The 17,970-nt window shown below is 38.3% G+C and carries 19 protein-coding genes and 1 pseudogene; all 20 read right to left on the reverse strand.

Features of this window, described 5'->3' with window-relative positions:
- Positions 1-100: 100 nt before the first annotated feature.
- The 20 genes and pseudogenes from ACMA47_RS24860 to ACMA47_RS24955 all read right to left on the reverse strand — a co-directional run bounded on the left by ACMA47_RS24860 (position 101) and on the right by ACMA47_RS24955 (position 17,317).
- On the reverse strand, positions 101-346 hold the full coding sequence (locus ACMA47_RS24860; RefSeq protein ID WP_413931955.1) for a DUF6520 family protein: 246 nt from the start codon (positions 344-346) through the stop codon (positions 101-103).
- 111 nt (positions 347-457) lie between these two features.
- A complete protein-coding gene (locus tag ACMA47_RS24865) occupies positions 458-1,909 on the reverse strand; it encodes a DoxX family protein (RefSeq protein ID WP_413931956.1) in 1,452 nt (483 codons plus the stop codon).
- 136 nt (positions 1,910-2,045) lie between these two features.
- Complete coding sequence (locus tag ACMA47_RS24870) at positions 2,046-2,816, reverse strand: helix-turn-helix domain-containing protein (protein WP_413931957.1); 771 nt, start codon at positions 2,814-2,816, stop codon at positions 2,046-2,048.
- A gap of 287 nt (positions 2,817-3,103) precedes the next feature.
- Entirely contained in the window at positions 3,104-3,580 is a 477-nt protein-coding gene (locus ACMA47_RS24875; RefSeq protein WP_413931958.1) for a DUF3872 domain-containing protein, read from the reverse strand.
- A 12-nt stretch (positions 3,581-3,592) separates the two neighbouring features.
- Positions 3,593-4,150, reverse strand: coding sequence for a conjugal transfer protein TraO (locus tag ACMA47_RS24880; protein WP_413931959.1), 558 nt, complete (start codon positions 4,148-4,150; stop codon positions 3,593-3,595).
- A gap of 11 nt (positions 4,151-4,161) precedes the next feature.
- Entirely contained in the window at positions 4,162-5,049 is an 888-nt protein-coding gene (gene traN / locus ACMA47_RS24885; RefSeq protein WP_413931960.1) for a conjugative transposon protein TraN, read from the reverse strand.
- A 14-nt stretch (positions 5,050-5,063) separates the two neighbouring features.
- The gene (gene traM / locus ACMA47_RS24890; RefSeq protein ID WP_413931961.1) at positions 5,064-6,413 is read right to left on the reverse strand and encodes a conjugative transposon protein TraM; all 1,350 of its coding nucleotides are present in this window, start codon (positions 6,411-6,413) and stop codon (positions 5,064-5,066) included.
- Positions 6,394-6,681 carry a nitrogen regulatory IIA protein gene (locus ACMA47_RS24895; RefSeq protein ID WP_413931962.1) on the reverse strand — a complete coding sequence of 96 codons (288 nt, stop codon included), beginning with the start codon at positions 6,679-6,681 and terminating at the stop codon, positions 6,394-6,396. The genes traM and ACMA47_RS24895 overlap by 20 nt, the downstream gene beginning before the upstream one ends.
- 63 nt (positions 6,682-6,744) lie before the next feature.
- The gene (gene traK, locus ACMA47_RS24900; RefSeq protein WP_413931963.1) at positions 6,745-7,368 is read right to left on the reverse strand and encodes a conjugative transposon protein TraK; all 624 of its coding nucleotides are present in this window, start codon (positions 7,366-7,368) and stop codon (positions 6,745-6,747) included.
- Between the two features lie 2 nt (positions 7,369-7,370).
- Positions 7,371-8,390, reverse strand: a complete 1,020-nt coding sequence (traJ, locus tag ACMA47_RS24905; RefSeq protein WP_076351014.1) for a conjugative transposon protein TraJ — start codon at positions 8,388-8,390, stop codon at positions 7,371-7,373.
- Between the two features lie 15 nt (positions 8,391-8,405).
- Positions 8,406-9,011: a DUF4141 domain-containing protein gene (locus tag ACMA47_RS24910; RefSeq protein ID WP_394343641.1), complete on the reverse strand. Its 606-nt coding sequence runs from the start codon at positions 9,009-9,011 to the stop codon at positions 8,406-8,408.
- Positions 9,012-9,069: 58 nt separating this feature from the next.
- Positions 9,070-11,636, reverse strand: a pseudogene (locus ACMA47_RS24915) (TraG family conjugative transposon ATPase).
- Positions 11,633-11,968: a DUF4133 domain-containing protein gene (locus ACMA47_RS24920; RefSeq protein WP_076549646.1), complete on the reverse strand. Its 336-nt coding sequence runs from the start codon at positions 11,966-11,968 to the stop codon at positions 11,633-11,635. Before ACMA47_RS24920 ends, ACMA47_RS24915 begins: the two are co-directional and overlap by 4 nt.
- A gap of 8 nt (positions 11,969-11,976) precedes the next feature.
- Positions 11,977-12,285 (reverse strand): DUF4134 domain-containing protein, encoded by a 309-nt coding sequence (locus ACMA47_RS24925; RefSeq protein ID WP_076394234.1) that lies wholly within the window; start codon positions 12,283-12,285, stop codon positions 11,977-11,979.
- Between the two features lie 202 nt (positions 12,286-12,487).
- Positions 12,488-13,279 (reverse strand): hypothetical protein, encoded by a 792-nt coding sequence (locus ACMA47_RS24930; protein ID WP_413931964.1) that lies wholly within the window; start codon positions 13,277-13,279, stop codon positions 12,488-12,490.
- Between the two features lie 188 nt (positions 13,280-13,467).
- Entirely contained in the window at positions 13,468-15,060 is a 1,593-nt protein-coding gene (locus ACMA47_RS24935) for a hypothetical protein (RefSeq protein ID WP_413931965.1), read from the reverse strand.
- A 148-nt stretch (positions 15,061-15,208) separates the two neighbouring features.
- Positions 15,209-15,826: a hypothetical protein gene (locus tag ACMA47_RS24940; RefSeq protein WP_413931966.1), complete on the reverse strand. Its 618-nt coding sequence runs from the start codon at positions 15,824-15,826 to the stop codon at positions 15,209-15,211.
- A 7-nt stretch (positions 15,827-15,833) separates the two neighbouring features.
- On the reverse strand, positions 15,834-16,130 hold the full coding sequence (locus ACMA47_RS24945; RefSeq protein WP_413931967.1) for a DUF3408 domain-containing protein: 297 nt from the start codon (positions 16,128-16,130) through the stop codon (positions 15,834-15,836).
- 6 nt (positions 16,131-16,136) lie between these two features.
- Positions 16,137-16,538, reverse strand: a complete 402-nt coding sequence (locus ACMA47_RS24950; protein ID WP_413931968.1) for a DUF3408 domain-containing protein — start codon at positions 16,536-16,538, stop codon at positions 16,137-16,139.
- Between the two features lie 11 nt (positions 16,539-16,549).
- On the reverse strand, positions 16,550-17,317 hold the full coding sequence (locus ACMA47_RS24955; RefSeq protein ID WP_413931969.1) for a ParA family protein: 768 nt from the start codon (positions 17,315-17,317) through the stop codon (positions 16,550-16,552).
- Positions 17,318-17,970 lie beyond the last annotated feature (653 nt).

A 17,970-nucleotide genomic window follows, 5' to 3' on the forward strand; every position in this document is an offset into this window, starting at 1 on the left:
AGATTGATTCCTCAACCTTCCTAATTTTAGAACGGAATTATTTGTGGCTTCGCAAAACTACTTTGTGCAACAGCCACCAATAGGGCATCCTTCCTGCTTATTAATTACTTCTGCTAAGTTCAAACGAACACGTAGTTTCATTTGCTCTGAATTTGTACAATTGCGTAACGCCATCATCATTCAAAGTACAAACTACTCCAGGTAATTCATTACATTCCTGTTGTACCTGAATACATTTTCCTGCCTCCATGTGATAAGTTGGGATTGCTTTACTTACCTTACTACCTGCATAAGCACCACCAAATCCCATTGCTACAATAAGAGTTGGTAATAATAATTTTTTCATGCGATCATAATTTAATTGGTTATTGCCTAATCTGTTACAGGGTTTTCGGCTAATCCCCTATATATCCGTATCCATTGAAAATTCCCAGAATCATCAATTTCGTTTTGTTTCTTATTTAAATGCGTCCTTTCTAATCCTATAGCGTTGCAATTCGTTGTCAACAAGCACATACAAGTAAATCCCGTCGCTTATCATAGCTGACATCGCTTTACCATTTTTATTCCTTATGTAGAAACTTCCTATATACCGCTGTTCATCTGTCCTGTAGACATCAATTATAGAAGAAGTTTTCCATGAGCCCGCCGGTTCATGTTTTCCTTTTAAATTCGAACGGTTTAAAATTAAATCACCTAACAAAGCAAACCCTTTATTTACGCTGAAAGATGGCGCATTCATTTTTTTTCTTCCGTCAGACAGCTTGGTTACAGATATATTCGCGGTTTTAGTGGTATCAATCGTGTTAAGTCGATGACGTATATTCAAGTTACTGTCCATTACGATGTATTCATTTCGATAATAATAAGTATAAACTACTTTTTCTGCACCAGCTTCAACTCCTAAGATACCATCCACATCAAAAACACCGTCAATCTGTTTCTCCAGAACTGTAGGCTTTAATTCAAGCTTCGGGTTTCTGTTAAGGTCTAGCGAGGCCATCGAATATTGCTTATCGGACCTTTTTTGTACGCGGAGTACAAATTTCCCTGAATCTAAAACCGATAGTTGGTTGAAAAATGCATCCCCGTAGCTAATTGTATGTGCTAAAGAATCATTAAGTTTCCCACGGTAGATAATAGGTACATTACCATCAAACAAATAGTAATAGGGCGATTTGACTTGAAGCTGGATATTTCGGAAGGGATAGTTTTTCTTATCCAAAGTTATCTTAACTCTTGTAAGCTTTTGGAAACCAGTATCTATCTTTGCAAGAAATAATGGCGTAGTTGGATTTCCAAGATAAATATTACCATCAGCTATTCCCGCAAAATAATAGGAATTCACACTCAAATTCACCGTTTTATCATCAAAAATTGGGTGCTGCAAGAACCGCCTGGTGAAGTTGTTTTCCTTTTTAATAATATTTTCCGACGAGATAAACATGATAATTACAACAAGACAGCTGACAATGACCGTACTTATTGATAAAAGTATTGCGTTCCACGTCTTACCCTTGTTTTTTCTAACAAGAACGAAAATTCCTAGTGCAGACAAAACAACAAAACAAATATTAAAGATTAGATGCTCGGTCCAGCCTAACTTTTCAAGAATTCCTCCACAACTACAGGGGATGAAGTCACTGTAATTTAGTATAAGATAGATATAAATGGTAAAAGCACTCATTAATCCAAGGGATGCATATAACCCCACCTGCCTGGACTCATTCAAACAGAGCATGACTGCAACAATTAATTCAATGGTAATAATTCCGTAAGATATTATCCCAGCATATGCGCTAAGAAGAGGTGATTGTGCCAATTGCACCTGAAAGTTTTCAAAATCTAATAGTTTGTTGGCGGCAGCATACATAAAAAGCAAGGCCAGCAAAATGCTGACAATCTTCACGAAATGCTTCCTTATAAAATTTACAACTATCATAATCATTAGCATTGATTATGACAAATTTCGCCAATATAGGAAAATATAATACGGACAATATTGATGACAATATTTCCATTTTGAGGAAAAACATGCCAAATATTTATTTACCAACCTTCAGTTTGGCCAATCGCGGAATATCACCAAGACGAATTCCATTCCTTACAAAAACCTTGTGCATGTTCTCGTAATCAGAAAAATTGTTTTTGAATGCTATTTCCTTCAGGCTAAGGGTAGTAAAGGCGATATCACCAACAGCTTCCAACAACTTAATTTTTAACCAAAACCGATAGAAAGAATCACCAAGACAGAGCTTGGAGTCGCGCTGAAAATGCTCATAAATATAACCTTCGGATTCAATATAATTTTGAAGGGTCTGTTTAAATCCCAAATTATACGACTTTAGTAAATCCTTTATGTATGAAACATCGGATGGCACGTCTTGTAGTACATGCTTTGGGACCGATAGGTCAACAAAATGCAAGTAACCATTCCTTATGTCTTCCAAATATGCTATTCCAACCACAAGGTGCATGCTGTCCCCTTCTGTATATCTGTGATGAACTGGAAACACATCCTTAAAAGCCTGGGCTTTGCAGTTCAGCTTAGCAATAACGTCAAGCACGATGGGTTCGCAATCATTTAAATCTGTAAAATCAAAGCTACATACATGCTCCTTCTTAATTGCTTCTTTTGGAATAATATCAAGCTTTTTTAAAATAGCATAAAAGCTATCCACAATACTTTGCAAACGCCCAGATAATTCCAATTGGTCGGAGAACAAAACGGCTGGCTTCACAAAGTTTAAATTGCAAAATTTAGAGATATTTCGCCCAGCCAAATCATCCAATAATGAAATGGTGTAAAAATTCATTGTAACCTCTAATTAGTTTTCAAAGTAAGACCGATCTCAGAGCTGGCATTATAATAAGTTTTCGTATAGTGTAATTTACGGCCTATAGTTTTTTAAATATAATATTTTTAATCTAATAAAGAAATAACAGCCAATAAATTACCAATTAAATGCATTACTACTCACTACCGATCCTTTAATTGTAACAAAAAAGGACGGCTTTAAAGCCGTCCAATCGAGCATGGGCTCATTCTGGTAGTGTAGGATTTTCGTTTTATAAAAGTAACAAAGAATTCCAGTTTTAGAAATTATCTAACTGGACCAATAATAATGGGGCCTAGCTTCTTATTGTTAAATTGGAAAGATAGCTGCTTTTCATTACCAAAACTATCACTGATCCACACGTCAAAATTCTGTGCTACAAATGACTCAGAGGTATAATAAAGTCTGAATTCCTTTTGCACTAAAGGGTATAGATCATTTGGAAGATAAGGTTTATGATCAAAATATCTCAATGTTCCTTGTCCGTCGTTCTGAAAATAGCGAATGTGATACTTATTTTCAGCGTACTCTCCACTAGAGATAATCGTTATTCTCATTTCTACTGTTTCACCCAGTGCTATATCTTTTGGTACTGGCATTACCTTTACCTCAAAAGGAAAATTCTCCTGGATATCCAAAGTATCTTTTGTACATCCTGACAAGAAGATAATTCCAACAATCGCCATCAACCCCAGTACAAGCGTACCAAATGACATTTGACTAATATGCATTATATTTTTCATAACATTATTTTTTCAAAAGTTAATGCGTAATCCAATCCCAGAAGAGGGTCTGAATTGATCCAAATCTGTTCCCCAAAGCACCCTAATGCGCCCCTGCAAAAGCAAAACGATCCTATCCGATAAATAAGTTTCAAGAGATAATCGACCTGCAGTACCGAAGATGAAACCACCGTCATTCAATAACAGCGCGCCGTCTGAAAGTATGCTATCACCACGATTCAAAACTTCATATCCGGCAACACCGGTCAATCCCGCATTAAGTGTGATAAACTTTCTTGCATCCGAAAGCAACTGTACACTATATCCAATCTCACCCAAATAATTTTCCAAAGGGATCGTCCACTGCTTATAATCTGTAGTACGCCGCTGAAATTCCGTACTCCAAATCCAGTAGTTTCCTCGCCTGCCGAAGCTATTTAGGGTTAAATTGACGTAGTAATTAGAATTTACATCTTTACTTGCCAGCATTCCGACACTTACCTCTAGGGCTTTTTGTTTATAGACCATGCGTTGGGAATATCCATGAATACTTATAAGCATAAGTATCAAAACAATGATATAATTTTTCATAAGATATTTTTTTACTGACTAATTTTGATTTTCATATCCGAAACAGATTTCGCATTCACCAGATCGGAATTCTCTATTTCTAACACCTGATTTCGACCTCCATTCTTCTCATACAATGCTATCTTTAGAACCTGATCATCACTAATGGTAAATTGATCGACAAGCACGACATTTGAAGCCGATGATTCATCTGAAACGATCTCCATCATCGGATATTCACGTAATGGTGCAAGCTGTTTTTCCTGCGATACTGTCCTTTTACCAACCTGTTTATCCACAATCTTGAAAGTGCAATAATCAATTAAGTAAGGAACGTTAGATTTATTCTTAACTTCCGTATGAAAGTAAAATTTTCCATTGTGTACAAATATGCCCTTCAGGATAAATTGCACACCATACGATTTAGCTCCAATGTGTCTGATGTACCGTTTGTCTTGCTGATAAATGGTCTTCATCACCGTTTCCGTTAATGAAGGTGGGTTAAAATCAAGTTCCTCAAACTGGACATTTTTTTGCTCGACACGTTCCCCCTCTTGTTGCATTTTAAGTAGGTCATAATTTAATGTTTGCGGATAACCATTGTATGTCACATTAAAATTATAGAATTGCCCATCCTTTGTAATTACACTAAAATTAGTTTCTTCACTAAAATCCTTTACCGCAGCTTTAACACGCAGAACGTTCTGAGCATCTTCCGCTATTCCAGCAGTAAGCAATTCTGAACCCAGATCTGCATATCTTATCGCAACAGGAAAGATTAAATGAGTAGTCTTGTTGTAGGTTACCTCAAGCCTATAGGCTTCGACCCTTCCCTTTTCAAGATCGGATTGTTGTCCAAAAGTTTTTATAAATAGTCCCACCAAAAGGACTAATAAAACTGAATTCCTTATGATATTCATCTTTTTGATTTTTGTTAATTATTCTTTTTTGTAACCAGTAAGACTTGCTGGCCGGCTTTAAGGGTCACCTTGACATTCCTTATTTTTTTTGAAAAATATCCCGAAACTCCCTGCACAAGACTTCGTGTCAGGTCACCAACCACCTGCTGTCCTGCTGAACGCGACATGGAAATATTCATACCGGAACTCTGGCTCATATTAGCAGCTATCTCACCGACAGCATTGATTTCATCAGACCTTGGAACAGATAAACCTAATTGACCATTTACATCATAAGCAAGTATCTCAACAGGCAGGATATTACCCTTGATCTCAACTGATGAAACTTTTAACTGTAACCTATTCCCCTGAAATTTTGTCCCAGCCTCCATTTCCGTCCCTTTGGGAACGCTGTAGTCCGCAATCGTTGCATCTTCCAGTAATCTCAGCTTTACAGAGCCATCCGCCGTAACAGTTTTAGTTTCCATAATTATAGCACGTATACTATTCCTTGCAATCCCAATTTTTTCTCTTGCCCCTACCGTTAAAAAGGAATAATTCCTTTCACCTTCCAGACTTGCTAGGAAAGTGCTGTCATCTTGTTCGCGATACAAAGCGCTCACTATACTTTTTCGTAGTCCCTTTAGACTTTCCATTTTTTCGGATTTACTTGGACTTTTAGGATTTTTATAATTTGCTGAATCTTTAGAATTAGCTGTTGCTGTCATATCAGTTCCTTGGGTTCCACTGGGAAGATATTTTGACGCCATTTGATACGACTTTTCCATTAAAGTTAGCTGGTCATTCAAGGTAGGAGCAGCCGGAACATCCTTTGCAGAAAGCTTCTCTTGCAATTGATCAACTTTCCTGCGTAATTCCAATTTCTCCCTATCATCATCTTGATAAAAGGAACTCAGCGTACTTTGTGCATTTCTGTAGCTTGTTAACGAATTATTTTGGTAACCTGGGTTTCCAATATTTCCTGATGTATTTCCAACACTTGCGGTAGAACCAGGAAATTCTGCTGTAGTACTATCGCCGTTGTTATTCCAATAATCAGCCAGTGATTGCAATGAACTTCTTTTTTCAGCTTCCTTTTCATCCAACATCTCTTTTTCGTATGCCTTTTGTTTGTCCGCCTGCAAACCTTTGTCCGTAGCTTCGGGAACAACATTTTTTAATCCCTTTTCATCTGTTGCGCTACCAGAGCTTTTTGGCTTAAATATCAAATACAGGCACGCAATAAAGACAATTCCCATGAGCCCAAAAATCAACGGCTTTTTAAGTTTGTCAACTTTTGATTTGTTCTCGGTTAAACTGGAATTATCACCTCCAGTTTCATCATCGACGATTAAACTTACCCGTTTATTCTCTTTCTCTTCCATTTCTATATTTTTTATAGTTAATTAGGCTAGAATCCCTCTTCGCTGAGGAGCCCTCACTAATGGAGGGAGATTCTATATGGCTTATTTCCATTTGCCGATCCTCTTTGCCCAGATCATAGCATACCTTGACAAGCACACCGATGCCCATTGTTAGGTAAAAAGCAAAAAGAATAATGACATACCTGCACTGGGTCTTCAGCGGTAATGCCTGCCACCTATTATCGAGTTTTTCTAACTCGCTTTCGATTGTATTTCTAAAATTTTTCATACTATTTTTTTAGCTATGATGAACCTTTGTTATGCAGATTTCTCATTCGTTTACCACTTGTTTCTACCGCTCAACAACCTCCTCATCCTTATTTGCTAATACACCGAATTTCAAAATCTGAAATCCCTGTGGGTTATTATCTGATTTCACACTGTTCAAGAGTGTACAGGAAGTGACCAAGCTTCGCCTCGTAAGATTACTAGATCTGATAATGAACTGCTTGGCATAGGTAGTCACGGAATAGGGGTAAGAATTAAAATTGCATACAACGCTGTCAACCTCAATTCGTTGCTGCACATTGCCAGAGATAATTCGATTATAGTATCCCTTTTCTGCAAGATCATGATAGTAGTCGTAGGCACTTTTGTCCGCCAGATCAAATGCGCGTTTCATATTACTTTCGATGGCAGCTTTGTCGGGAGCAAGCGTAAAAAACAGCTCGTGAAATCTGCGCACATGTTCTCTGGCCATAACCGGCCTATTAATGGCAGCGTCCTGTGATAAAGCCAGCATAAGCGATTTACCTTGATCCAAAACATAAATCTTTTCCCGCTGTACATTTGCAAAAGAATAGGATTTCCAGACTGAAAATCCAGTCACTCCAAAGCAAAGCAATGCAAAAGCAATAGCGTATAGCCGGATCTGTCTAAAGCTATTTTCTATATTTCTTAAAGTTTTAAACTCCATAACTATTTCGTTTTTTGCCCACCTTGATTATTACCCATAAGTTGACCTCCAACTTCGCCGATGGCAGCTCCAGCACCAGCAGCTGCGACATTTCCGCTACGCATAGCCATCTGACTAACATTTCTGGTGAAATTCCCAGCGCCACCAGCCTGAATAATCCATCCCGTTACCGTAGGTATGGTGAAGTAACCAACAATTCCAATGATCATGAATATCACATATACGGTGTTACTGGTGTCGGGAATAAATGTTGGATCATTGAGCATTTCAATATCCCGCTCTAATATTAAAGACTGGATTTTCGCAAGCATTGCACTGAACATATCCGCCACAGGAAGCCATAGGTAAACACTTATATACCGTGTCAGCCACTGGCTTAATGTACTTTGAAAGCCGTCCCATACGCTGATCGCAAATGCAATGGGGCCTAAAATCGACAGCACGATCAGAAAAAATGTTCGAATTGTATCGACGACCAAAGCAGCTGCCTGAAAGAGAATTTCCAGCAGTTCCCGAAGCCACTTTTTTGTTGCCTGCTCCATATTATAAGCCGTGCGATCCATATACATTCCCGCCATCGTAACCAAATCATTTGGCGCCCAGCCCAACTCTTCCAGTTTTTTATCGAATTCCTCGTTATTGACCAGATAGGCTGTTTCTGGATTTCTCAGTGTTGCCTCCTTTTCCAATAGGTCTTTCTGCTCCTGTAGCTTATTTAGGTCAAGCACCTGATTGTCCAGCATACTATGTGTTCCTTGAACAACCGGGCTTAAAACTGCATTAATGGTTCCCAGTACGATGGTTGGAAAAAACATGATGCACATTCCAATCGCAAACGGTCGAAGTAAAGGGAAAACATCGATAGGTTCAGCTCTGCTCAATGCCTGCCACACTTTTAGCGCGACATAGAACAATGCACCCAATCCGGCAACCCCTTTGGCAACAGTTGCCATTGTAGCAGACATCGGAAGCATCTCATCGTAGAGCCCCCGAAGGAGCTCATGTAGATTATTAAATTCCATAATTTTTCTTCTGATTTACCAATACTTTTGTCCATCTGTTCCATATAATTCCATTACCCTTTTGGTATTGTTTTGCTTCTTTGCACGAAGAATACTGACAGAAATATTTTTACTCGTATAGTATCGAACAAGGCTGTGGTATTCTTTGACCTCCTTATATACGCGGTCGATAATTTCCATTCGTTCCTTATCATTCAATGAAAGACTGCTTGAAGTAACGATCTGCTTGAGATCCTTAAGCAGCTCAGTACTCTCATTTAATAGTGCAGAATAGCCGTTACCGATAGCCATAAGTTCATTCGGAGAAAAATTCTTGTCATTCAACATTTTCCCAAAATTGTTTACATACATTGAACTGACATCTCCGACCAGCAATACCGTCTGCTGCACCTTCCTGGCATCTTTGACTAAATTGTTTACGGCCTTTAGCTTATCATAGTATTCCTTCCCCTGCTCGTAAACTTTCTTGACTTCGTTAAAATTTTTCACAACATTTGATACCGTACTAGAGGTCTGTACAATTTCATTGGCGGAATTTAAAATTCCCGAAGCAAGATTTGTCGGGTCGGTTACGACCCATTGTGCTTGTACTTTTTGGGTAATGGCTACTGTTAACACCATTACTACGGTGATAATAAAATTTTTCATTTTCTAAATTTTTAGGATTGTTATTAAATAGTTAATTGTCTTCTCTCGACAGTCCTTTGATCCTTCGTAAGGATATTTTCTTGATTGCTCCCTCAACATCGCCACCCAATTCCTGCGCAAGATTCATCACTTCTAATTTTTCAGATTCTTCAGTTGTATACGCCAAATACTCGTGGTGGCTAACTTCTGTGGCATATACTGCGGAATGCGTTCCACCTAAACCGATCCAAACTTCTTTGTAGAGGCGTGTGGGGTCATTATCCTGATTAATACTTAAAATCTGAGATTTTTCGCGTTCGGTCAGACCCAGCATTTTTTGAATGTCATCAAACTTATTAGCGTACTTTCGTTGGTCGAGCAGTATCTTGCAGTCTGAATTATTAATAATACTTTCACGTACAATCGGTGAATGAATAATATCGTCCACTTCCTGGGTTACCACCACGGCCTCGCCAAAAAACTTCCTAACCGTTTTAAACAGATACTTTAAATATTCCGCCATTCCTTCCTTCGCAATGGCCTTCCAGGCTTCTTCAATTAGTATCATTTTACGAACGCCTTTTAACCTACGCATCTTATTAATAAAGGTTTCCATTATGATTATTGTCACAACAGGAAATAGGATTTTATGATCTTTTATTGCATCAATTTCAAAAACAATAAATCTCTTATTAAGCAAATCAAGCTCTTTTTCTGAATTCAGCAAATAGTCATATTCTCCACCTTTGTAATAAGGTTCCAGCACATTTAGAAAATTTGCCAGGTCGAAATCTTTTTCGCGGACTTCCTTTTCCTGAAGGACCCTCCTATAGTCTCCTTTCACATATTCATAAAAGCCATTAAAACTTGGTTGAACAGAGGATGATTTTATTTGCTCGATGTATCCCGCAACTGCATTTGACAAAGCCACCTCTTCACTACGCCTCGGCGCTTCGTCATCACGTTTCCAAAGAGTAAGGATAAGCGTCTTGATGCTCTCTCTTTTTTCGATGTCAAACACATTATCGTCCGTGAAGAAAGGGTTGAACGCAATCGGATTAACTTCGGTGTAAGTAAAATAAACGCCATCACCGCCTTTCGTCTTTCCTTTTATAAGCTCACATAAACCCTGATAAGAATTTCCAGTGTCCACTAAAAGTACATGTGTCCCCTGTTCATAATACTGTCTCACCATGTGGTTGGTGAAGAATGATTTTCCACTTCCATTTTTTTGGAGGGTTGGCGGGCTACTCAATTAAGGGTAGCCCGCCAACCCCCAGATGGCCCCAGAATGAAACGGTTTCTATTGGTAATAATGCCCTTTTTCATAGGTAAGTCCGAAATATCCAAATGAATTGGCTTACCAGTCAGCCTATCTGCGAGTTTGATCCCAAATGGCGACAATGAATCCTTATAGTTCGTTTCCCCTGTAAAAAAGCAAAGAGCTGGTTCGATGAAGGTGTAAAAGGATTCTTCAGAGGGGAAGTCACCTGAGTTTCCCGGTATCCCCGCCCAAAATAATGTGGCAGCGTCAACTGTGTTGTGACGTGGTTTACATTCCATCAATGCCAGGGCACTTCCTACATCGTTCTTTATTTGTCGTAATTCTTCTCGATCTTCAGACCAGGCAAATACATTGAAATGCGCCCGAATAGAAGGAGACCCATGAGAATGTGCCTCATTCAAATACCTTTCGATCCATTCCCTATTTATCTGGTTGGCGCGGCTATATCTTGCGAGTGAATGCATATTACGGGCAGATTTTTCGAACTTTCGTAAGTTATCGGAACTATTGTCAATGAAGAGGTATTGATTATAAATGTGATTACAGCTCAACATTAGTCCAACGGGGGAGGCAAAGGATAACATACAGTCACTTCTGTCGGTCGATAATCTGTCATAGCGTTGCGATTCAGAAACGGCACCGGGTAGATCATCGGTATCTGAAAGTGTATGCAAAACCATTCGGTTGCTTCCAATTCGTAGTTCCTCGGCACCGAGTGCCAGATCTTCTAAGGGTACATTTTTTTCGCGTGATAGTGTGAAATACTGATCCAATAATCCACTACCATCTTTAGTACCGATAATGTCAGACTCTTCGAGCTGATTCATTTTAATGTATCCACTGTCATTGATGATACGCTGGAATTGCGCAACGTTCTCTACAAATCGTCGCATACCTTCCCTATCTCTTACCTCCTTTGAGATTAAGTTTCCCTTACAAAGACTACTGAAATTGCTTTGCATGCGCATCCTATCTTTAGTAGTTTTGGTTATAAAAACATAGCAGTAGTGATTTAAAAAGGGGCGTTCGTTAAAATGCATTTGAAAGGAGCGAGATAAAAAACTGTGCTCAGCATTTTCTAAGTCGGGTCTATATTTTTCCTTTAAGTGCCAATCCTGCTTATGCACAATGGTAAAATCAGGAAGTGTTTTTACAGCCTTGCTCCATGTAGAATGAATAGATTCGTAAACATCTGCTCCTACGGTGAAGAGCTCAGGAAGAAAAATTTGAAAACATAGCGTGATATCTCCTTCCTTTGAAATGATGCAATTATTTTCTACTGCCAGCAATGGAAATCTACTTTCCAAGGTGGTCGTTTTGGATATGTTTCTCATAAAATTTGTTTTTTGGTGGTGAGATTTCTTTTTAAATACCTATGGACTGGTTTGCGGCAAATAATGTATCGGGGATGCACCCTTCTTGCACCAAGTTTCATTAGACCATGCTCACCATATTTTGCATTAAGTGCGAAAGTTTTCCAGATTATAATTGATGCAGCACCGATTCCGATACTCAAACAGAGGTACGTATGAATTCCAGCCATGTACATGATCATCACAAGAATGAGAACTGTAAGCAGTCCACCGGCGAAAACAAAAAGATATTGAGCTTTCAAACCTTTGAATTCAACCGTCCTCCCTATTCCTTTATTGATATGATACTTCATAGTCAATTTTATAGAAAGAATGAACGCAGTATTGTTGCTGCCACAATGAGGAAAATACAAGCTCCGAACCAGCTCGCCGCTGTTTTACTCGTGTCAGGGTCTCCAGAAGAAAACTTGTTGTACACTTTCACCCCTCCAATCAGTCCCACGACAGCACCGATCGCATAGATCAGCTTGGTTGCAGGATCAAAATAGCTGGTTACCATTTGGGTTGCTTCTGAGATACCTGCTACACCATTTCCTTGGGCTAGGAGCACACTTTGGAAGGAAAGGCAAATAGCAAATACTAACAGAATTTTTAGTCTTCGATTTTTCATGTTTCATTACATTTTTTGTTCGTAATCCCCGTCTGTGCGGGCTTGGAAACAAAGGTGTCACCGGAATGAAATGAAATTGGGAAGAGTGGTATAGAGCGGACTAAATTGGCCTAAGGTTTCCTAATTGGGCATATTGTTGGACAAAAAAAAACCGCCAAAGTACTCAACTTTGACGGCTCCTTATTGTTACCCATCTATATAATTATAGCTTTGGTCCTCTTTTGTTTTTGAAAGAATTTTCCTGTGCTTTGGCGGCTTTCTGGATAGGTTTCTTTAATCTATTTTCATTAATAAGATCATCTATCCCTGTTTGTTTCCAGGGAATGATCTTAGCCTCAAATTCGAGCGTCAATCCAACCCACTTTAGATCATCTGTTTCTGGCCATCCGTTTCGCCTGTTCCAGCCGACAGGATCGAGTACCTTCACATCTGGAATTTCAACAAATAACAGATCCTTTGGATATTCAGTGATATTCTCATAGTCCAGCTTTGCAATTTCATGCGTTCGTGGATTATAGGGAAATGCATAAGTGTTGGTTTCCACAACATAATAATCGTCAAGGTCGTCAAAACGGATTCCCAGTGTTGAAAAATCATCTTTGGGCCTTAATAGATCTATTCGCGCATCTGCATAGAAAATACTATCGGCAATTGTAATAGTTGGAAGTTGGCCGGAAGAAATTCGATTTTTAAGCAAGCCCTGATCAACCATAACCTCAAAATCACTTGACCCCTTAATTTCTTCCAGGGACTTATTGTATTTTAAAGCCATACCACTCGGATCTAAAGTTATTAACGGGGGCAGATTGACCTTGACGGATCTACCAGTAGATTCATCGTAGTGCTCAAATGTGTAACCGTCTTTTCCAAGATCGTCCATCTGCCATAACAAATAGATATTTTTTGGATCTGATTTTTCCCATACATTGTTGTTCTGAACATCGATGATAAACTCAAAATTTTCCCATTTAAATACTGGCAAGTTTGTTTCCATAGCTTTTGCATTTGGTGTTAGTACTAGATTTCTGTAGGCTAAAACTCATGGAATAATATAGGAATGAAATAAAAGTGGATATTGGAGCCTTGCTTTTCCTAAGAAGTCTTTTTTGCATTGCTTATCAGCAGTAGAAATTTGGAAAGAAGAAAAAGGTATTTGTTATAAACTTAGTAATTGGGATAATATTAAATACCCCGTCCACGTTTTTGCTTTCTACTCTTATGCTGATTGTCCTCAGACCGGTTTTTTATCTGTTGTTTCTCCTTTAATACACAATTTTGCCCAGTTTTTGAGGTCAAAGATATTTCCAGAGAAGCAATCTTTTCAGCTATAAAGTCCATCTGAAAATTTACCAGTTTTAGACCTGCCTTTGCATCAAAACCATGCAATATGTTCCAGCCAACCCGATCCATTCTCTTTAAGGATGGGATCGATAGCAGATCGACATCCTTTGGAACTTCTTTTATAGTAGTGTAATCAAGTGTTACTACCTTATTTGTTGAATTATTAAACGGAACGAGATAAATATCCTTATCAGGTTCAAAATACTTTTCGATTTCTGCAAATCTAATACTCGGCACTGAACTCGGACAATAAGGTCTTAGCATCCCTCGCTGTAGATCGACATAAAATGCTTCTTTCCGTCTGCCAAGGTAAATCGTGGGTAGGTTGCCATTAATTCGTTCCTTAAACATGTATGAATTGACCATAAGATCAAAATCTGTCATCTGAAGAGATTCGAGCAAATTTTTATGTGTTTTTTCTGCAACTTCCAGAGGGGCCATTTTAACAAACTCTGGAATCTCTACATATTGCGTAGTTTCAAGGTTGAACGATTCTTTTGGAATGTTTTTAAGAGCTGTATCATAATAAAATCCATATCCGTTCTCTACCTCTTTCCAGTCTTGTAAATAAAGGATATTACGCTCATTTCCCCTCTGACGAAGCTCATAGTTTACAACATCAACGATGAAATCAGTTCCCATAATGTTGATTATCGGTAGTCGATCTCTTCTCTTTTCTTCATACTTTTGGCGAAGATTCATTAATTCGTTAACATTAATATCATTTTTTTTTAAGGGTATTGTATCTGCAACATAATTTAGGTGAACGTTGCAAAAAATAATGCCAGTGTAAGCATTTCCTTCTTTCTCCGCTGATTTCAAACTGTCTAAGGAGGCGAGATCCCTGACCTTCACCATTATACAATCTTCCGTTCTGTCCCAACTGCCTTCCCTGCCAGGATCTACAACCCTATTTTCACTGGTGTCATAATATAGATAATACATTTCTTCTTCTTCGTCGTAATAGCCTTGACGGTAGTCAGACAAAAAAACAGTTTCGCCTTCCCAGCCTTTTGGATGCAGTGAATTATCCTCGTAAAGAATCTCGTAAATCCTACCCGCTAAATCAATTGTTGGTCGCTCACCGCTACACCTTCTATGATATAACTCTTTATTATAATCGACAATAATTCCGTAATCAGTCCTCCTCTCGAGGTCATCTAAAGTGCAATTGTAGGTTTTCATCATTCCGTAGGGATCTAATAAGCCAAGACGCTGGACCTTCACCGGAATTTCATCCTCTCCATATTTATTTCCACGGCTAAAATTTTTTGTTTTGGGATTGTAGTCGAACTCATAATGGGTACCGTAGTCCTTCATATCTAAAAAGCTGATCTCATTTCCTGAATTTCCATTTTCAACAAGAGCAAAGCGGCTTATGTCTACGTAAAATGGTGTTCCTTCTATTTCAATTATGGGTGGCCGTCTTTCCATTGTTTTATATTTTTTTTATTAAGTGCTTATGTTTCCTCCTTTCCTTGTTGTGTTTCAATTATAAATAACTCACATAACCTTCCAATTTTAGTTTTTTACACCGTGCCGATCTATTACAAAAATTTAAAATAATCAGGAGATCGTGTCGCTAAATGAAATCATCAATATTAAATTTATCAAAGCTATCCTGTGCATCAAACTCACCAAATTCATTGCTTTTGAAATTTTTATCTAGTAGTTTTGCTACCTTTTTGGAAGCATCTCCAATTGAATGCTCCAAAAGACCATATAATTCGGTGCCTTGAATTTTTTGCATGACATCGATAACTTCATTTTCCTGGTGGGATTCAAGATCGTTTTGCTGAAGGAGTTTTCCAACGATCATCAATTCTTCAAGTGAAACTCCCTGGCTGAACCTATCATCAAACGGTGGAAAATCATCTATGGAGAAATCTTCATCTTCTATCGGATCCGATGGCAGTTCTTTGACCAGAACTGGACTTTCAAGATTTTTTATATGTGCTCTAGATTGATCAGTTTTAGCGATTTTACCAGTCATCAACATCCTGCGCTTTGTTTTGTTTTCAAGTAACCTGGGGTTTTCCATGTCCTTATTTATTCTGCCCATAATGTCCGGCAAAGTGAACGAATCCTGCTTTGGTTCCGCTGTTTTTCCGGACTTAACTATTTTCACCTGATCAACAGCAAGTAGGCCTATAATGATGAAAAGGCAGACTAGGATCACAATTTGTATTAAACCTTCCATAACATGGTCAAAAAAGTGGTTTATAGTTAGCTTCAAATTCCTCGATTATCATCGACTCAAATTGGTCAAAATGATGCGAAAGTATATTATCGAGGTAGGCATAGAGAGGAATCTTGTCTCCGCCAATGATTTGCGCAATTCGGGATAAACGTTGGTGATACTCTTCTCGCAAATAGATACTTTTTTCGCCCCTTTTTTCCATATTTTTTCTGTGCAGAAACAACTTTTCGTATCTTCCCTTAGCAATTCCTGTTTCTTGATTTACCTTAATGGTAACTTCAACTTTGTTTTGTGTCTTTTTCATTGTCAATTAGATTATCGGTTTAAAGCGATCATTGAAGTAATCAGTGATGTCACCTCCAAATTCCCGGAAATGATATTCCAAAATATTATCTATGTAAGAGTACAGCGTTACTTTATCTTCCCGTGTCAATTGTACGATCCGAAGCAAACGTTCATGGAATTCCGATCGAATGTATACAACCTTACCACTTCTTCCCGAAGGAAAACGGTTGACCAGAAACGTTTCTTCATAATCAACTTTCTTAGCTAATGATGACTTTGCCCGTTCGCGGGGTTTGCTCTCTTTTTGTTCAGCCTGTTTCTCGACAATCTTATCTGGAGCCGGCTCATCCCCACTCATAATCTGCATGAGATAATCTTCATCGACGACAGGTCTTTCAAAATCTTTTCGTTCCTTTCCTTTTGTCATTTCTTTAAAATTTATAGGTGAATGATCTTTAGAAACTCCGTTATAAATAGGTCAAAGCGGGTAACCTTCAATAGCTGCAACTCTCCTGGTAGCAGACTGGATCGAAAAACGTAATTAATAGTATCATCCGTCTCTTTTCTAAACCGCTTACTATCCCGAATACCTGTTTTCATCATAAGTAGACCAAGTTCCTCGATCACCTCCTGGTATGCATTGTAGAGACCTGTCTTTTCACGACCGTCAACTTGGTTCCAAAACAACCAGAGGGCTAGCCCTTCATTCTGATCATCTGAGGGAGGAAGCTGAAGAAAGGCCTTGCTGAACGAAAGTGTACTCTCCACAACAAGACGATCAGCTGTAATAGGAGAAAAAACAAAATCCATCGACTTTAACGCGGTTAACACGCCTTTTGTATTGGCTGTACCCGGTAAATCAAAGAAGACAATATCTGGCTCAACAGAAAGCTGACTTATATTCTCTAAAGCTGTTTCCAGAGCTACATCCGCCTTACTCTTTATAATCGGGTACGCTTTCTTATTTATGGTCTGGAACTGCTTCATAGCTACCTTCTTGTGATATTCACTATTCATGATACTTACTTTATCTCTTTCCCGCATATTACTCAGACTATGCTGTGGGAAGTCACAGTCCATAACCACAACATTAAAACCTAATCGATAATGCAGCACACTTGCCAGCAAAGTGGTGATTGTGGACTTCCCCACTCCTCCCTTTTGAGTGTAAATGCTAACTTTTAAAGTTTTCTTCTTTTTTTCCATTGCTTATATATTATTAATCATTTTAAAAACATAACAGCACAAGTGGGAACACAGAAATATATTTTACCTTTTCCCTTCTAAAATCGCTGTGTACAAAACCTTATACATAAGTTGTTCTATTACCTTTTGTATAATTACCAAGTAGGAAATATGCCCATAAAAAAAATTGTAAAAACATATAGCCATAGCTACAAAAGACATTTTGCGAATTTTACCGCTTTTATGCTTTTACACTTTTATGTTTTTATGTTTTTAAAACCTAATACTTTTATTACCTACTTATTGACATGTTGCATTCCTGACCAAAATGCAGGTTTACCAATCTTCCCCATTTGTTGTAAAGGAAAACAGTTTTAATAGGCATTAATGGTATCAGGGACATACTAACCTATCTTTTCCGAAATTGACTTAATCCTTTTAGGATTAACTTCTACTGTAGTATTTTTTTTATTTCTGTTCCCGTGAACAGAGCAAGTTGTGTTTTGAGTGCCTCAAAACTCGTTTTGTGCCCCAAAACGACTTGCTCCTGCCGAGAGCTAAGTAAATCCTCCGAAGTCGTATGTACTAATTAATTTTTTTATCAACTATTGTCTTCTTTTCGGCTATTAAACGCCGACTTAGGAAAGAATAAGCAAAAAACCAGTTTGCTATTC

This window comes from Chryseobacterium sp. T20 (assembly GCF_047345655.1).
Taxonomy (GTDB): Bacteria; Bacteroidota; Bacteroidia; order Flavobacteriales; family Weeksellaceae; genus Chryseobacterium.

What these genes read in the sequence shown, in the direction of transcription:
- ACMA47_RS24930 (WP_413931964.1), bottom strand. Translation starts at nt 13,279, where the DNA reads ATGGAAACAAACTTGCCAGTATTTAAATGGGAAAATTTTGAGTTTATC.
- ACMA47_RS24950 (WP_413931968.1), bottom strand. Translation starts at nt 16,538, where the DNA reads ATGACAAAAGGAAAGGAACGAAAAGATTTTGAAAGACCTGTCGTCGAT.
- ACMA47_RS24910 (WP_394343641.1), bottom strand. Translation starts at nt 9,011, where the DNA reads ATGGTGTTAACAGTAGCCATTACCCAAAAAGTACAAGCACAATGGGTC.
- ACMA47_RS24895 (WP_413931962.1), bottom strand. Translation starts at nt 6,681, where the DNA reads ATGAAAAATTTTAGAAATACAATCGAAAGCGAGTTAGAAAAACTCGAT.
- ACMA47_RS24925 (WP_076394234.1), bottom strand. Translation starts at nt 12,285, where the DNA reads ATGAAAAATCGAAGACTAAAAATTCTGTTAGTATTTGCTATTTGCCTT.
- traN (WP_413931960.1), bottom strand. Translation starts at nt 5,049, where the DNA reads ATGAATATCATAAGGAATTCAGTTTTATTAGTCCTTTTGGTGGGACTA.
- ACMA47_RS24935 (WP_413931965.1), bottom strand. Translation starts at nt 15,060, where the DNA reads ATGGAAAGACGGCCACCCATAATTGAAATAGAAGGAACACCATTTTAC.
- traJ (WP_076351014.1), bottom strand. Translation starts at nt 8,390, where the DNA reads ATGGAATTTAATAATCTACATGAGCTCCTTCGGGGGCTCTACGATGAG.
- ACMA47_RS24945 (WP_413931967.1), bottom strand. Translation starts at nt 16,130, where the DNA reads ATGAAAAAGACACAAAACAAAGTTGAAGTTACCATTAAGGTAAATCAA.
- ACMA47_RS24880 (WP_413931959.1), bottom strand. Translation starts at nt 4,150, where the DNA reads ATGAAAAATTATATCATTGTTTTGATACTTATGCTTATAAGTATTCAT.
- ACMA47_RS24875 (WP_413931958.1), bottom strand. Translation starts at nt 3,580, where the DNA reads ATGAAAAATATAATGCATATTAGTCAAATGTCATTTGGTACGCTTGTA.
- ACMA47_RS24920 (WP_076549646.1), bottom strand. Translation starts at nt 11,968, where the DNA reads ATGAAGTATCATATCAATAAAGGAATAGGGAGGACGGTTGAATTCAAA.
- traM (WP_413931961.1), bottom strand. Translation starts at nt 6,413, where the DNA reads ATGGAAGAGAAAGAGAATAAACGGGTAAGTTTAATCGTCGATGATGAA.
- ACMA47_RS24940 (WP_413931966.1), bottom strand. Translation starts at nt 15,826, where the DNA reads ATGGAAGGTTTAATACAAATTGTGATCCTAGTCTGCCTTTTCATCATT.
- ACMA47_RS24860 (WP_413931955.1), bottom strand. Translation starts at nt 346, where the DNA reads ATGAAAAAATTATTATTACCAACTCTTATTGTAGCAATGGGATTTGGT.
- ACMA47_RS24870 (WP_413931957.1), bottom strand. Translation starts at nt 2,816, where the DNA reads ATGAATTTTTACACCATTTCATTATTGGATGATTTGGCTGGGCGAAAT.
- ACMA47_RS24955 (WP_413931969.1), bottom strand. Translation starts at nt 17,317, where the DNA reads ATGGAAAAAAAGAAGAAAACTTTAAAAGTTAGCATTTACACTCAAAAG.
- traK (WP_413931963.1), bottom strand. Translation starts at nt 7,368, where the DNA reads ATGGAGTTTAAAACTTTAAGAAATATAGAAAATAGCTTTAGACAGATC.